Genomic DNA, 14,539 nt, shown 5'->3' with positions numbered 1-14,539 from the left:
CAAGACCATGCGTGTGCTGATCATCGAAGACGAAGAAAAAACCGCCGACTACCTGCATCGCGGCCTCAGCGAGCAGGGGTTTACCGTGGACCTGGCGCGGGACGGCATCGAGGGCCTGCACCTGGCCCTGGAAGGTGACTACGCGGTGATCGTGCTGGACGTGATGCTGCCGGGCATGGACGGCTATGGCGTGCTGCGCGCCCTGCGCGCACGCAAGCAGACGCCGGTCACCATGCTGACCGCCCGTGAAAGGGTCGAAGACCGTATCCATGGCCTGCGCGAGGGCGCCGACGACTACTTGGGCAAGCCGTTTTCCTTCCTCGAACTGGTCGCCCGCCTGCAAGCCCTGACACGCCGTAGCAGCAATCATGAACCGCTGCAGGTGCAGGTAGGTGACCTGTGGATCGACCTGATGGCGCGCAAGGCCACCCGCGCCGGCCAACGCCTTGAGCTGACGGCCAAGGAGTTCTCGCTGCTCAGCGTGCTAGCCCGCCGCCAGGGCGAAATTCTGTCAAAGACAGCGATTGCAGAGCTGGTCTGGGACATCAATTTCGACAGCGATGCCAACGTCGTCGAAGTGGCGATCAAGCGCCTGCGCGCCAAGCTCGACGGGCCTTTCGACAACAAGTTGCTGCACACCATCCGAGGCATGGGCTATGTCCTGGAAAGCCGTGCGGGGTAATTCCATCGCGCTGCGCCTGTCGGCGCTGTTCATCCTGGTGGCGCTGGGCGTGTTCCTGCTGATCGGTTCGGCGCTGTACCGCCAGGTAGACCGCAGCCTCGACCTGCTGCCGCAAGCCGAGCTGGACGCGCGCTTCAGTGTGCTCGAGTCCACCCTCAACCGCTTCGGCACACCGGAGCACTGGGTCAAGATCAACAACAAGCTCAACCTGCTAAGTGAAGAGGACAAGCGCATTCGCTTCTGGGTGGTCAGTAGCAATCCGGCCTACGAATACGGCCACCCCAGCGAGCTGGTCCGCGCCTTCGCCGAAGGCGCGCAGGGCATGCGCGACCTGCGCCTGCCTGACCGGCCCTACCCTTACAAGGTGCTGGTCAGCGAACTACCGGCACTGGGCGAGCGGCCGCCGCTGCGCTTTCTGATCGGCATCGACACCGAAACATTCTGGCAGGCGCAACATAGCCTGCTGGTGGCGATTGTCGGGCTGGCGGTGCTCGGCGTGCTGCTGGCCTCGCTGCTGGGCTACTGGGTGGCGCGCATCGGCCTGCGCCCACTGTTGGCGTTGTCCGTTGAGGCCCAGGCCCTGGCCCCACCGCGCCTGGACGGGCGCCTGCAGACCCACGCCCTGGCCCCGGAGCTTGCACAGTTTGCAGGTGCCTTCAATGCCGCACTGGACCGGGTAAGCCAGGCCTACTCGCGGCTGGAGGCGTTCAATGCCGACGTCGCCCACGAACTGCGCTCGCCGCTGACCAACCTGATCGGCCAGACCCAGGTTGCACTGACCCGAGGGCGCAGCGCCGAGCATTATTTCGAAGTGCTGCAATCGAACCTTGAGGAGCTGGAGCGCCTGCGCAGCATCATCAACGACATGCTGTTCCTGGCCAGTGCCGACCAGGGCAGCAAGGCCACTGCCCTGACCCAGGCCTCGCTGGCCCAGGAAGTGGCGACCACCCTGGACTACCTGGACTACATTCTCGAAGATGCGCAAGTCAGCGTGAGTGTGAGCGGTGACGCCCAGGCGCCCATCGAAAAGGCCCAGCTGCGCCGGGCGCTGATCAACCTGCTGAACAACGCCGTGCAGCACACCGCACCGCACCAGGTGATCGAGGTGCAGATCGCTGCCGGGCCGGAGCAGGTCAGTATCGCCGTGAGCAACCCGGGGCCGGCGATCGACGATGAGCACCTGCCGTTGTTGTTCGAACGCTTCTACCGGGTGGATGCGGCACGTAGCAACAGTGGTGGGGGTAACCATGGGTTGGGGTTGGCGATCGTCAAGGCGATTGCGCTGATGCATGGTGGGGAGGTGTTCGTGCGAAGTGCCGCGGGGGCCAATACCTTTGGTATCCAGTTACCAACCTCAAGGCCTACCCCGCCCGTGTAGGAGCAGCCTTGCGCTGCGAAAGGGCCGGTAGATCCCAATATCCTCTAATGCCTTCACTGGCCCTTTCGCAGCACAAGGCTGCTCCTACAAAGAAGCGCGGAAGTGCTCTAGGCTGCGGGTTTGCGGCGAAAGTCCAATTGCTTTTCCTGCGATAATTACCTTTTACGCAACAGTGCTTATCGCGCTTCGCTCTGTTTCAAGTGCATTGAAAGGACTAACTTTACCCCCGTCCTCATTAGCACTTGCACCGCAAGAAGGTAGTTTCAAATGTCCAACAGTATGGGTATTGCCAGCGTCTTCGTCCTGTCTTCCCTGTTGTTGTCGCCCCTGGCCATGGCTGAAGAATCCAAGGCTTTCGTCACCCGTAATGCTGAGTTCGCCGCAGTCCACCAAGAGGCCCGCGAAGCCGTAGCCGCACAGCAGGTAGACACCGTAAAAGACGCTAACCAGACAGCTTCCAAGGTCTCTGTCGATGCCAATGCCGACAGCTGATCAAGTGCTGTCGCTGCTCCCGTTTTCCCTTGGCTACGCCATGGGCACTACCAGTGCCGATATGTTAGCCTTTTAAAGCCGCTGCCGATCAGCGGCTTTTTTTATGTGCTTCAACTATCAGCCAAGCTGTAACGTTCACCTATAAAAAAGACGCACATTCGAAAATAAAAACTGCCCCACCGCCAGACCCAAGGAGCTAGTACCGGTGCCTTCCGCGTTTCGTTTTACCCCGCTGTTCATTGCGTTGACTGCAACGATCCCTTTCGCCGCCCAGGCAGATGAAGACAAGGCTGATGGCTTCATCGAAGGCTCGTCCTTCAACCTGCATTTCCGTAATGCCTACTTCAACCGCGATAACCACAACGCCGGAGTGCGCGACACCCGCGAGTGGGGCCAAGGTGCGGTTGCACGTTTCGAGTCGGGCTACACCCCGGGTGTGGTCGGCTTTGGCCTGGACGCCCATGCCATGCTGGGTCTGAAGCTCGATGGGGGCGGCGGCCATGCTGGCACCAGCATCCTGCCGACCCACCAGAAGAACGAAGACGAACTGGGTGCTGCCCCGCACTCGTTCTCCACCGCCGGTGCCGCGGTCAAGCTCAAGGCGTTCGACACCGAGCTGAAAGCAGGTGACCTGTTCCTCACCAACCCGGTGATTGCTGGCGGCGAAACCCGCATGCTGCCGCAGACCTTCCGTGGTGTGAGCCTGACCAACACCAGCATCGACGGCCTGCTGCTCGAAGGCGGCCAGGTGAGCTTCACCAAGCCGTACAACCAGAGCGGCCACCGCCGCATCGACACCTACTACGGTTCGTTGGGCGAGCATGACAAAAGCAAGCACCTGAACTGGGCCGGCGCGTCGTGGAGTGGCACCCCGAACATCACTGCCAACCTGTATGCAGCCGAACTGAAGGACATCTGGAACCAGTACTACGCCGATTTCGACTACACCTATGTGGTCAACGATCTCGTCAGCCTGAACCCGGGCGTGCACTTCTATCACACTCAGGACACCGGCCAGGCACTGCTGGGCAAGATCGACAACAACACCTACAGCGTGCATTTCACCGTCAACGCCGGGTTCCACAGCGTCACCGCCGCCTATCAGCGGGTCAATGGCAACACGCCGTTCGACTACATCAACCTGGGCGACAGCGTCTACCTGGACAACTCGCGCATGTACTCGGACTTCAACGCACCGAACGAGCGCTCGTGGAAGCTGCAGTACAACTATGACTTCGCTGGTGTGGGCATCCCTGGCCTGAGTACGGTGCTGTCGTACTCGCGCGGTGAAGCCGACCTGACCAAGGCCACCCAGGACACTACCCACTACGACTACTACCGTGCCGATGGCAAGAACGCCATGCACTGGGAACGCGACGTGGACGTGAAGTACGTGTTCCAGGAAGGAGACCTCAAGGACCTGTCGGTGCTGGTGCGCTATGCCACCCACCGTGGCAGCCAGGGTTATGCGTCGATCGACAGCAACAGCGACAACGATGAACTGCGGGTGATCGTGGATTACCCATTGAACGTGTTCTGATCCAGACCCGGGTGCGAGGGCTTCGCCCTCGTTTCGCCGGCAAGCCAGCTCCCACCTTGACCGCATTGACCTCAAGCTTGTGCGGTACTTGTGGGAGCTGGCTTGCCGGCGATGGGCTGCGCAGCAGCCCCTGCGTGATTCCGTCGGACAAATCTTGTCCGACAATCCCCGCTTCCCTAGAATGTCGCCGCCGCGAATGGCCCTGCCCACGCAGTAGCGAGCATGACCTCCCGATCACCGCGTTTCGCACTCTACAGGTCACACCCCGAGCTGCTCCTCAACCTGGGCAGTTGCCTTGCCGTGCTCGCCATCGTGGCCATCGTCAGCTACCTGCTGGCGCGGGAGCGCGACAATATCGAGCTGTCGGCGATCCGCTCGTCCAACAATATTGTCCAGCTGATCGAAAGCGACATCCTGCGCAACGTCGAACTCTACGACCAGTCGCTGCAGGGCCTGATCTGGGCGGTCGGGCGCAAGGAGCTGCCGGAAATACCCGGCCCGGTGCGCCAACGCCTGCTATTCAATGAAGCCTTCGTCGACCGCAAGCGCGGTGACGTGCTGTGGCTGGACAAGCAAGGCAACGTGGTGGGCGATTCCACCAGCAGCGTGCCACGCAAGGCCAACTTCAGCGGTACAGGGGTATTCCAGGCCCATCTGCACAACGCCAACCTCGGCCTGCTGGTCGGCCCGCCGTTCAAGGCCAGGCTCGGCGACCTGGACTGGTGCATCAGTTTCAGCCGGCGCATTTCCGGGCCCAATGGCGAGTTCGTCGGCCTGGCCGCGGGGGCACTGCGCCTGTCGTACTTCAGTGACCTGTTCCAGCGCCTGGACATCGGCGACGATAGCAGCATCAACCTGCTCAACACAGACGGCCAACTGTTGGCCCGCCAGCCCAGCCGCGCGCAAGACCCGGCGATTGGCAGCAATTATGCCGAACGGCCCAATTTCAAACGCATTCTCAGCGAGCAGAACGGCAGCTTTACCGCACGCTCCAGCCGCAACGGCACCCCGCGCATGTACACCTTTGCCCGGGTCGCTCAGTTGCCGCTGATCGTGCTGGTCGTGCGTTCGGCCGATGAAGTTTTCGAGTCGTGGCGCCGCACTGCGATCGTGGTCGGCGTCGCCACAGGGGTACTGTGTGTGGGTATCCTCTGGCTGACCCTGCTGCTGGGCCGCGAGTTGCGCCGCCGGCAAGAGGCCGAACAGGGTCTGGCCAACCTGGCCGCCACCGACAGCCTGACCGGCTTGCCCAACCGCCGCCACCTGGACCAGGTACTCCGTCAGGAATGGGCCCGCGCCCAGCGCAATCGCAAGTCATTGGCAGTGCTGATGGTGGATGTGGATCACTTCAAGGCATTCAACCAGCGCCACGGCCACGCCGGTGGCGACCATGCCTTGCGCGAAGTGGCCAGGACCATCGAGGCGTGCATCCGGCGCCCGGCCGATCTGGCGGCGCGCTATGGGGGTGAAGAATTCCAGGTGGTGTTGCCGGAAACTGACCTGGCCGGTGCGCAACTGCTGGCGGAGCGCATCCGCGCCAGCGTCGAGGCGCTGGCACCGTTTGCCGACGATGCCCACTCTGTCACGGTGAGCATCGGCATTGGCCTGTCAGGCACCCAGCACGACCTGGCGAGGGTGCTGGGTGCTGCCGATGAAGCGCTCTACCGGGCCAAGGCCAAAGGCCGCAACCGGGTAGAGGGGCCTGCGGACTAGCTGCGGGCGCGCGCGGCGTTGCGCAAGGCTCTGACCTGATCATGGTTACGCTGCACACCTTGCAGCTGTTTTTCCACCAAGGTGTAGGTCTGGTCGCTGGCGGTGCGGCCCAGCTTGACCAGTTTCTCGCGAGCTTCCTTGTAGGCCTTGAGGGCATGGTCCTCGCCCCGCTCCACCTCGTTCAGCACCGCTTCCTCATCCTTGCCGGTGACCATTGCCTTGAGGTTTACCCAACCCCGATGCAGGTCACCGCTGATGCTGGTGGAGGTTTCCGGGTCGCCCCCCAGGCGACGCACTTCGCTCTGCAGTTCGCCGGCGGCATTGGCGCACTCACCGGCACGTTGAACGAAGAACGCTTTAAGTTCGGGGTTCTTCACATCATCGGCCGAGGCCTTGAAACCTTTCTCACCATCCTTGCTGTACTCGATCAGGTCGTTGAGCACGTCGATCACGTCTTTGTTGGGATTGCTCATGGCACAAACTCCTTGGCAGGTGATAGTCATCTGTAAGGGAGCAGCGTTCGTGCCAAGCGAGGACTATCTATAAAGTCCTTAAAAATCAACAATATAAAAACAGAAGGTCTGAGCTTGATCACGGCGTTCTGCATGATTGCCGCTTGGGCCTTCGTGCAGATTGCAGTATGGTCGGCGCTTTTCAACAGCCAGGTGCGCCGATGATGAAGCCGGAAACCCTCGAACTGCTGGTCACCCGCACCATGCCGTTTGGCAAGTACCAGGGACGAATCATTGCCGACTTGCCAGGGGATTACCTGGCCTGGTTTGCGCGCAAGGGTTTCCCGGCGGGGGAATTGGGTGGGTTGCTGGCGCTGATGCACGAGATCGATCACAACGGGCTGGGCGATCTGCTTGTGCCGTTGCGGCAGAAGCACGGGCGTTGACCTGTTCCGGCCTCTTCGCGGGCACGCCCGCTCCCACAGTTACTGCATGATCCTGAAGCTTGCAGTGACCCTGTGGGAGCGGGCGTGCCCGCGAAGAGGCCAGTAAGGCACGCTGAAATCTCTAACCCTTCACCGGCGCTACCGCCAACTCCACCCGCTCGCTCTTCTTGATCACCGCATACACCACCGCCGTCAGCAGGCTGCCCGCCACGATCGCCAACAAGTACAGCAGCGCATGGTTGATCGCATTGGGTATCAGCAACACGAACAGGCCGCCGTGCGGCGCCATCAGCTTGCAGCCGAAGTACATCGACAATGCCCCGGTCAATGCCCCGCCGGCCACGCTGGCCGGGATCACCCGCAGCGGGTCCTTGGCGGCAAACGGGATCGCCCCTTCGGATATGAAGCACAGCCCCAGCGCCAGGGCCGCCTTGCCCGCTTCACGCTCGCTCTGGGCAAACTTGCGTCGGGCCAGGAAGCTGGCGATACCCAGGCCAATCGGCGGCACCATGCCGGCGGCCATGGTCGCTGCCATCGGTGCATAGCTCGACGAGGCCAACAGCCCCACCGAGAAGGCATAGGCGGCCTTGTTGATCGGCCCTCCCAGATCGACGCACATCATGCCGCCCAGCAACAGGCCCAAGAGGATGGCATTGGTGGTGCCCATGCTGTCGAGAAAATGCGTGAGCCCTTCCAGCATCGCCGCCACCGGCTGGCCGACCACGTAGATCATCACCAGGCCGGTGAACAGGCTGGCCAGCAGCGGGATGATCAGGATCGGCTTGAGTGCCTCCAGGCTGCTGGGCAGGCGCGCCCAGCGGGCAATGGCCTTGGCGCTGTAGCCGGCGAGGAAGCCGGCGACGATACCACCGATGAAACCGGCGCCCAGGGTGCTGGCCAGCAGGCCGCCGATCATGCCGGGCGCCAGCCCCGGGCGGTCGGCGATGGACCAGGCGATGTAGCCCGCCAGCAGCGGCACCATCAACTTGAACGCAGCCTCGCCACCGATCTGCATCAACGCCGCCGGCAAGGTGCCCGCTTCTTTGTAAGCCTCGATACCGAATACGAACGACAGGGCAATCAGCAGGCCGCCAGCCACCACCATCGGCAGCATGAACGACACGCCTGTGAGCAGGTGCTTGTATACCCCGCTCTTCTCGCCCTTGGCTGGCGTGCTCGCCGCTGCGGCATCGCCGCTGTTTTCCACCTTGGCATCAGCCAGGGCCTTGTCGAGGGTCGCGCGGGCCTGCTTGAGGGCGATACCGGTGCCACAACGGTAAATGCGCTTGCCAGCGAAACGCGCGGTGGGCACTTCGATGTCGGCGGCCAGCAGCACTACATCCGCTGCTGCGATGGCTTCGGCAGACAAGGGGTTGCGCGCACCGACCGAGCCCTGGGTCTCGACGGTGAGCTCGTAGCCCAGTTGCTGCGCAGCCTGCTGCAAGGCTTCCGCGGCCATGAATGTATGCGCGACGCCAGTCGGGCAAGCCGTGACGGCGACGATGCGTGCGCCAGCGCTGCCAGTTTCAGCCGGAAGGCCTGGCACCGTGGCCAGCAGACGGGCGTTGGAAGCCGCCTCATCGAGGAAGCCTTCGCGGTCGGCCAAAGCCTGGGATGGCGTGCTCTGGTACACGCGCTTGCCGACGAAACGCTCCAGGTCCACCGGGCCGGTGCTGACCACCAGCACCCAGTCGGCCTCGGCGATCTGCGTGGCGCTCAGTTGCCGCTCGGGGTGGCCGGCATCCTGCACTTCGACGCTGGTACTCCAGCCTCGCCGCTGGGCTGCGGCGGACAGCAAGCGCGCGCTCAGCACGCTTGATACCTGGCCGTTGGGGCAGGCAGTGACAATGGCAATGTTCATCGGCAACCCTCTTTTTGTTCTTTCAGTTGCACGGCAGCTTCCAGACGCGCCAGTTGCTCGCGGTCAAGGATGCCGAAACCAACCTGGGTAACAGCCTGTGCAGCGATGGCGGTTGCACGGGTCAAGGTCTGCGCCGGGGCTTCGCCCTGCAGCAGGCCGTGGACCATGCCGGCCACCAGCGAATCACCTGCACCCACTGTGCTGGCAACCTGCACCTTGGGCGGGCAAGCATGTACGGCATGGCCGTGGGTGAACCAGCTGACGCCCTGCTCTCCCGCCGACACCACCACGTGTTCGACGCCACTGGCCAGCAGGCGCTCGGCAGCAGCGCGCTGCTGCGCCGGGTTATCCACAGCCAGGCCGAGCACCTCGCCCAACTCTTCGGTATTGGGCTTGACCAGCCAGGGCGAGCTCTGCAGGCCGGCACGCAGGGCTTCGCCGCTGCTGTCCAGGGCCACCTTCAGGCCTTGCGCCTTGAGCTGTTCGAGCAACTGTCGGAACCAGTCGGCGCTGATCCCACGCGGCAGGCTACCAGCCACCACCACCGCATCGTGGCCCGGGGCAACCTGCGCCAGGCAGCGCAGCAATGCACTGCGCGCCGCTTCGTCGACTTCCGGGCCTTGGCCGTTGATGTCGGTGACACGGCCATCGGCTTCGACCAGCTTGATATTACTGCGGGTTTCGCCCGGCACGCGGACAAAGCAGTCGACGAAGCCGCGCCAGTCGATCAGCGCCTCGAAAGGCTGCAGGTTGTCACGCCCGAGGAAGCCGCCAACAGTGACGGTGTGGCCCAGGTCGGCCAGTACCTGGGCAACGTTCAGCCCCTTGCCTGCGGCGTGGCTGTGCTGCTCCTGGCTGCGATTGACCTGCCCTGGGCGCAGGGTACCCAGGCCGATGGTGATATCCAGCGCAGGGTTCAGGGTGAGGGTGAGGATCTTGGCCATTCAGTAACGCTCCACCAGCGCGCGAACCGCTGCGGCGCTGTCCTGTTGCAGGGCCTCGCGCGCCAGGGCGCGGGCCGTCTGGTGATCGGCCTGGCGAACCAGGGCCTTGACTTCGGCAATGCTGCGCGCGGCGACGCTGAGTTCGTCCACGTCCAGGCCCAGCAGCACGGCCACTGCCTGCGGGTCGGCCGCCAGCTCGCCGCACACGCCCACCCACTTGCCATGGGCATGGGCGGCGCGCACGGTCATGTCGATCAGGCTGAGCACCGCCGGGTGCAGGCCGTCGGCCTGGGCCGAGAGACTGGGGTGACCACGGTCGATGGCCAAGGTGTACTGGGTCAGGTCGTTGGTGCCGATGCTGAAAAAGTCCACTTCGCGCGCCAGTTGTGGTGCCAACAGCGCTGCCGAGGGCACTTCGACCATGATACCCAGTTGCAGGTCGGCTACCGGGATCTCGGCGCGCAGGCGCTCGACCATGGCGCGCGCCTCGCGCCATTCATGCACCTGCCCGACCATCGGGAACATGATGCGCAGCGGGCGCTGGTCGGCAGCGCGCAGCAAGGCGCGCAACTGGTCTTCCATCACCTGCGGGCGCTGCAGGGTAAGGCGTACGCCGCGCACACCGAGGAACGGGTTTTCCTCGGCAGCGATCGGCCAGTACGGCAGCGGCTTGTCGCCACCAACATCGAGGGTGCGCACCACCAGCGGGCGCCCGTCGAGGCCATCGAGCACGCGGCGGTACTCGGCTTCCTGGGTCGCCACGTCCGGGGCCTGGGTGTGGGCCATGAAAATCAACTCGGTGCGCAGCAGGCCCACGCCTTCGGCGCCCTGCTCCACTACCTTGGCGATGCCGTTGCTCTCGCCGATGTTGGCAAACACCTCGACAGCGTGACCATCGCGAGTGACCGCCGGCTCGAAGCGGTTGGCCCAGGCGGCCTGCAAGCGTTGCTCGCGCAGGTCGCGCTCGGCCAGGGCCTTTTGCAGTTCATCCGCCGGCGGCGCCACGCTGACCACGCCACGCTGGCCATCGAGCAGCAACGGCGTGCCGCTGTCCAACAGCAGTATCGACGCCCCCGCGCCCACCACCGCCGGAATACCCAAGGCACGGGCGACGATGGCACTGTGGGCGGTGGCGCCCCCCTGAGCGGTGACGATACCGGCGACGCGGCTCGGGTCCAGCCGGGCGACATCGGACGGGCCGACTTCGGTCATTACCAGCACGTAGGGTTGCTCGGGTTCAGCCTGGGCCTGCACGCCACACAACTGCGCCAGCACGCGGCGGCCGATGTCACGCAGGTCGGCAGCACGTTCGGCGAGCAAGGCATCGTGCAGCGACTCCTGTTGACGCGCCGCCGCCTCGATCACTGCCATCCATGCTGCCGCGGCGCTTTCGCCCTGGCCCAGGCGCTGCTCGACATCGTCGCTCAGGGCCGGGTCTGCGAGCATTTCCTGATGGGTGACGAAGATTTCGCCAATGGCCTTGTCGCTGCGCTGGACCAAGGCCTGCAGCTCGCCATTCACGGTCGCCACAGCTTCACGCAGCTTCTGCCGCTCCTGGGCGCAGGACTCACCGCGCAGGGGGTAGTCGAACTCACGCTCGACACACACATGGGCCGGGCCACAGGCAATGCCGGGCGCAGCACCCACGCCGTGGATACGGCTACCGGCCGCGGGCGCTTGCAGCACTTCGGCCGCTGCGCCAGCTACAACCTCAGCACTCTGCGGCAGTGGCTCCACCTCTTCACCCAGGCCTTGTTCGATGGCGGCCAACAGCACCGGCAAGGCATCGGGGGCGATGCCGGGCTCAGCCACCAGTTCCAGTGTCTGGCCACGTCGGGCGCCGAGACTGAGCAGCTTGCTCAGGCTCTTCACCGACACCGCCGGCTGCGCGCTATCCGCCAGCCGCACACGGATTTCCCCATCGAAACCTTTGGCCAGTTGCGCCAATACCTTTGCCGGGCGGGCATGCAAACCGTGCGGGTTGGCCAGCACCACGCGCGCACTGGGCCAGCCTGCCGGCGCCTCACCGCCTAGCACCTCCAGCACCGCGCGGCTGCTGGTGGCCTGGTAGAGCATCTGCCCGCGGCCTTCGATCAGCACTTCGCACAGGCGTTCGAGCAAGGCCTGGTGGGCTGCACCGAGGCTGGCCAGGCAGAACAGGCCGTTGAGCGGTTGGTCGCGGTAACGCAGCGGCTGCTGCGGGGTGATGAAGGCCAGCCCCGGCTGGCGCACCTGGCGCTCGCTGTGCAGCCACCACAGGCCCTCGCCCAGCGGCAGCGGTTCGGCCTGCTGCAGGACGGCGGCAAAACCGCTATCGACGCAGTCGGCGCGCTGTAACAGGCGGGCGCCGCGCCAGGCCAGTTCATCGAAGTCTTCGGCCGGCAGGTTCAGGCCGACCAACTGCGCATCCAGCGCCAGTTCCTGAGGCGCGCCCTGCAACAGCTTCAGCAACGCCTCCGCGGAACCGGCGCGGCGCAGAGCTTCGGCCAGGTCGGTCTCGCCCAGGGCGCGGGTCAGCAGTTGCAACAGGCGCAGGTGCTCATCGGAACGGGCAGCGATGCCGATAGCCAGATAGACCATCTGGCCATCGCCCCAGTCCACGCCCTCGGGAAACTGCAACAGGCGCACGCCGGTGGCGTACACCAGGTCACGGGTCTGCGGCGTGCCATGGGGGATGGCAATGCCCTGCCCAAGGAAGGTGGAGCCTTGTGCCTCTCGGGCCTGCAGCCCTTGCAGGTATCCCTCGGCGACCAGGCCGTCAGCGACCAGCCGGTCGGCCAGCAGGCGCAATGCCTCGGCCTTGTCGGCGGCCTTCTGGCCCATGGCTATCTGCTCCTTGGCGAGCTCGAGCATGACCTTCTCCTTTTGCAGTTCCCGGTCGGGTACTGGAGTATTGTTGTGGAATTCACATGAACGGCCAGTTCAACAGCCTTGCACCGATGGCAGCCGAGGCAGAAAATTCGGCAGCTGAAACGATTAATCTGACCAGGCGGCCACGTTACTCGATAATCTGCCGATGAAAAAGCCCCATCCTGTCGGACAATTGCGACAATGGTCGTCTGCGCGTGGCGCCCTCGCCGGGTCAAACTACCCGGTCAGGGCTCACAGCCAGCCCCGGTAATAACAAGGAAAATTCGGTGAAACTCAGCGATATCGCCCGTCTGGCCGGTGTGTCCGTGACCACTGCCAGCTACGTCATCAATGGCAAGGCCGAACAGCAGCGCATCAGCAACAGCACTGTCGAGCGGGTACGCGCGGTGGTCGAGGCCCACGGCTTCACCCCCAACCCGCAGGCCGCTGGCCTGCGCAGCCGGCATACCCGCACTCTGGGCTTCATTCTCCCGGATCTGGAGAACCCCAGCTACGCCCGCATTGCCAAGCAGCTCGAACAAGGTGCCCGCGCCCGTGGCTACCAGTTGCTGATTGCCAGCAGCGACGACCAGCCCGACAGCGAGCGCCAGTTGCAACAGCTGTTCCGCGCCCGCCGTTGCGATGCACTGTTCGTCGCCAGCTGCCTGCCGCCAGAAGACGACAGCTACCGCGAGCTGCAGGACAAAGGCCTGCCGGTAATCGCCATCGACCGCCGCCTGGACCCTGCGCACTTCTGCTCGGTGATCAGCGACGACCGCGACGCCAGCCGCCAGCTGGCCGCCAGCTTGTTGAGCGCCGCCCCGCGCAGCATCGCCTTGATCGGCGCCCGCCCCGAGCTGTCGGTCAGCCAGGCACGTGCCGGTGGCTTCGACGAAGCCCTGCAAGGCTATGCCGGCGAGGTTCGCCGCTATCAGGGCGAAGCGTTCAGCCGAGAGTGCGGCCAGCGCCTGATGCAGCAACTGATCGATGACCTTGGCGGCCTGCCGGATGCCCTGGTGACAACCTCCTACGTGCTGCTGCAAGGGGTGTTCGACACCCTGCAGGCGCGCACTGCCGACTCACGCCAGCTGCAGCTGGGTACCTTTGGCGACAACCAGTTGCTCGACTTCCTGCCGCTGCCAGTCAATGCCATGGCCCAGCAGCATGGCCTGATTGCCGCCACCGCGCTGGAACTGGCACTGGCCGCGATCGAGGACAAACGCTACGAACCTGGCGTGCATGCCGTCGGTCGAACGTTCAAGCAACGCATTACAGCGGCCTGAATATGCGCCTGATCGACACCCACACCCACCTGGACTTCCCCGACTTCGACGCCGACCGCCAACAACTGCTGGCCAACGCGGTGTCGCGCGGGGTGGAGAGGATGGTGGTGCTGGGGGTGTACCAGGCGAATTTCCAGCGGGTGTGGGACCTGGCCTGTGCCGACCAGCGCCTGTTCGCCGCGCTCGGCCTGCACCCGATCTACCTTGACCAGCATCGCCCGGAGCACCTGGCGCAGCTGCGCGAGTGGCTGGAGCGCCTGCGCGGCGACCCACGGCTATGTGCCGTGGGCGAGTTTGGCCTGGACTATTACCTCGAAGACCTGGACAAGGCCCGCCAGCAGGCGCTGTTCGAAGCGCAACTGCAGATGGCCTGCGACTTTGAACTGCCCGCCCTGCTCCACGTGCGCCGCAGCCATGCGCAGGTGATCGCCACGCTCAAGCGCTACAAGCCGGCGCGGGCGGGGGTGATACATGCGTTTGCCGGCAGTTACGAAGAGGCCCGCGAGTACATCAAGCTGGGCTTCCGGCTTGGGCTTGGCGGTGCGGGTACCTGGCCGCAGGCCCTACGGCTGCGCAAGACCCTGGCGCGGTTGCCGCTGGACAGCGTGGTGCTGGAGACCGATGCGCCGGACATGGCGCCGGTTATGTTCCCCGGGGTAAGGAACAGCCCGGAACACCTGCCGGAGATTGCCGGGGCGCTGGCGCAGGTGATGGGTGTGGAAGTTGGCGAACTGGCTGAGGCCAGTAGTCGCAACGCTTGCGAGTTGTTTCGCTGGTAGCAGCTGTGTGCCCGTGCCGGACTCTTCGCGGGTAAACCCGCTCCCACAGGTACAGCGCTACCCTCAGGATTTGCACAGCCCCTGGAGCGGCCTTGTGTCGCGAAAGGGCCGCAACGCGG

The 14,539-nt window shown here is 64.4% G+C and carries 12 protein-coding genes; 8 read left to right on the top strand and 4 right to left on the bottom strand.

The genetic code is table 11. The features are described from left to right. Positions 1-7: 7 nt before the first annotated feature. From GEV38_RS04745 to GEV38_RS04725, 5 genes are all read left to right on the top strand, one after another. The gene (locus GEV38_RS04745) at positions 8-682 is read left to right on the top strand and encodes a heavy metal response regulator transcription factor (RefSeq protein WP_054572340.1); all 675 of its coding nucleotides are present in this window, start codon (positions 8-10) and stop codon (positions 680-682) included. Beyond that, positions 657-2,060 carry a heavy metal sensor histidine kinase gene (locus GEV38_RS04740; RefSeq protein WP_015268984.1) on the top strand — a complete coding sequence of 468 codons (1,404 nt, stop codon included), beginning with the start codon at positions 657-659 and terminating at the stop codon, positions 2,058-2,060. Before GEV38_RS04745 ends, GEV38_RS04740 begins: the two co-directional genes overlap by 26 nt. Positions 2,061-2,327: 267 nt before the next feature. Further along, positions 2,328-2,552: a hypothetical protein gene (locus GEV38_RS04735; protein WP_054572341.1), complete on the top strand. Its 225-nt coding sequence runs from the start codon at positions 2,328-2,330 to the stop codon at positions 2,550-2,552. Between the two features lie 205 nt (positions 2,553-2,757). Next, the gene (locus GEV38_RS04730) at positions 2,758-4,092 is read left to right on the top strand and encodes an OprD family porin (RefSeq protein WP_054572342.1); all 1,335 of its coding nucleotides are present in this window, start codon (positions 2,758-2,760) and stop codon (positions 4,090-4,092) included. A gap of 222 nt (positions 4,093-4,314) precedes the next feature. Further along, a complete protein-coding gene (locus GEV38_RS04725; RefSeq protein ID WP_015268981.1) occupies positions 4,315-5,805 on the top strand; it encodes a sensor domain-containing diguanylate cyclase in 1,491 nt (496 codons plus the stop codon). On the opposite strand, the gene GEV38_RS04720 is transcribed toward GEV38_RS04725, so the two are convergent. Further along, complete coding sequence (locus GEV38_RS04720; protein ID WP_013970965.1) at positions 5,802-6,278, bottom strand: PA2169 family four-helix-bundle protein; 477 nt, start codon at positions 6,276-6,278, stop codon at positions 5,802-5,804. The two genes, GEV38_RS04725 and GEV38_RS04720, sit on opposite strands and share 4 nt — an antisense overlap. Positions 6,279-6,481: 203 nt before the next feature. Here GEV38_RS04720 and GEV38_RS04715 point away from each other — a divergent pair, with 203 nt between their 5' ends. Then, positions 6,482-6,703 carry a DUF3820 family protein gene (locus tag GEV38_RS04715; RefSeq protein WP_015268980.1) on the top strand — a complete coding sequence of 74 codons (222 nt, stop codon included), beginning with the start codon at positions 6,482-6,484 and terminating at the stop codon, positions 6,701-6,703. A gap of 121 nt (positions 6,704-6,824) precedes the next feature. Here GEV38_RS04715 and GEV38_RS04710 read toward each other — a convergent pair whose 3' ends face one another. The 3 genes from GEV38_RS04710 to ptsP are packed head-to-tail and all read right to left on the bottom strand — an operon-like array spanning position 6,825 to position 12,361. Beyond that, complete coding sequence (locus GEV38_RS04710) at positions 6,825-8,564, bottom strand: PTS fructose-like transporter subunit IIB (protein ID WP_015268979.1); 1,740 nt, start codon at positions 8,562-8,564, stop codon at positions 6,825-6,827. After that, complete coding sequence (gene pfkB, locus GEV38_RS04705) at positions 8,561-9,508, bottom strand: 1-phosphofructokinase (protein ID WP_015268978.1); 948 nt, start codon at positions 9,506-9,508, stop codon at positions 8,561-8,563. Before pfkB ends, GEV38_RS04710 begins: the two co-directional genes overlap by 4 nt. Continuing rightward, the gene (gene ptsP, locus GEV38_RS04700) at positions 9,509-12,361 is read right to left on the bottom strand and encodes a phosphoenolpyruvate--protein phosphotransferase (protein WP_015268977.1); all 2,853 of its coding nucleotides are present in this window, start codon (positions 12,359-12,361) and stop codon (positions 9,509-9,511) included. A gap of 284 nt (positions 12,362-12,645) precedes the next feature. On the opposite strand from ptsP, the gene cra reads away from it, so the two are divergent. Together cra and GEV38_RS04690 are read left to right on the top strand one after the other, a co-directional pair. Next, on the top strand, positions 12,646-13,641 hold the full coding sequence (gene cra, locus GEV38_RS04695) for a catabolite repressor/activator (protein WP_004376064.1): 996 nt from the start codon (positions 12,646-12,648) through the stop codon (positions 13,639-13,641). 2 nt (positions 13,642-13,643) lie between these two features. Continuing rightward, complete coding sequence (locus tag GEV38_RS04690; protein WP_015268976.1) at positions 13,644-14,420, top strand: TatD family hydrolase; 777 nt, start codon at positions 13,644-13,646, stop codon at positions 14,418-14,420. Positions 14,421-14,539 lie beyond the last annotated feature (119 nt).

The organism is Pseudomonas sp. 13159349, assembly GCF_013305685.1.
GTDB classification, from domain to species: domain Bacteria; phylum Pseudomonadota; class Gammaproteobacteria; order Pseudomonadales; family Pseudomonadaceae; genus Aquipseudomonas; species Aquipseudomonas asiatica.
Note: the sequence above shows the minus strand (reverse complement) of the source record. Positions and strands in the feature narration are given on the sequence as shown.

Bases quoted from the DNA above. Each gene is read 5' to 3' on its own strand.
- GEV38_RS04725 (WP_015268981.1), top strand. From the start codon at position 4,315: ATGACCTCCCGATCACCGCGTTTCGCACTCTACAGGTCACACCCCGAG.
- GEV38_RS04735 (WP_054572341.1), top strand. From the start codon at position 2,328: ATGTCCAACAGTATGGGTATTGCCAGCGTCTTCGTCCTGTCTTCCCTG.
- GEV38_RS04690 (WP_015268976.1), top strand. From the start codon at position 13,644: ATGCGCCTGATCGACACCCACACCCACCTGGACTTCCCCGACTTCGAC.
- GEV38_RS04715 (WP_015268980.1), top strand. From the start codon at position 6,482: ATGAAGCCGGAAACCCTCGAACTGCTGGTCACCCGCACCATGCCGTTT.
- GEV38_RS04745 (WP_054572340.1), top strand. From the start codon at position 8: ATGCGTGTGCTGATCATCGAAGACGAAGAAAAAACCGCCGACTACCTG.
- GEV38_RS04710 (WP_015268979.1), bottom strand. From the start codon at position 8,564: ATGAACATTGCCATTGTCACTGCCTGCCCCAACGGCCAGGTATCAAGC.
- GEV38_RS04740 (WP_015268984.1), top strand. From the start codon at position 657: ATGTCCTGGAAAGCCGTGCGGGGTAATTCCATCGCGCTGCGCCTGTCG.
- GEV38_RS04720 (WP_013970965.1), bottom strand. From the start codon at position 6,278: ATGAGCAATCCCAACAAAGACGTGATCGACGTGCTCAACGACCTGATC.
- ptsP (WP_015268977.1), bottom strand. From the start codon at position 12,361: ATGCTCGAGCTCGCCAAGGAGCAGATAGCCATGGGCCAGAAGGCCGCC.
- pfkB (WP_015268978.1), bottom strand. From the start codon at position 9,508: ATGGCCAAGATCCTCACCCTCACCCTGAACCCTGCGCTGGATATCACC.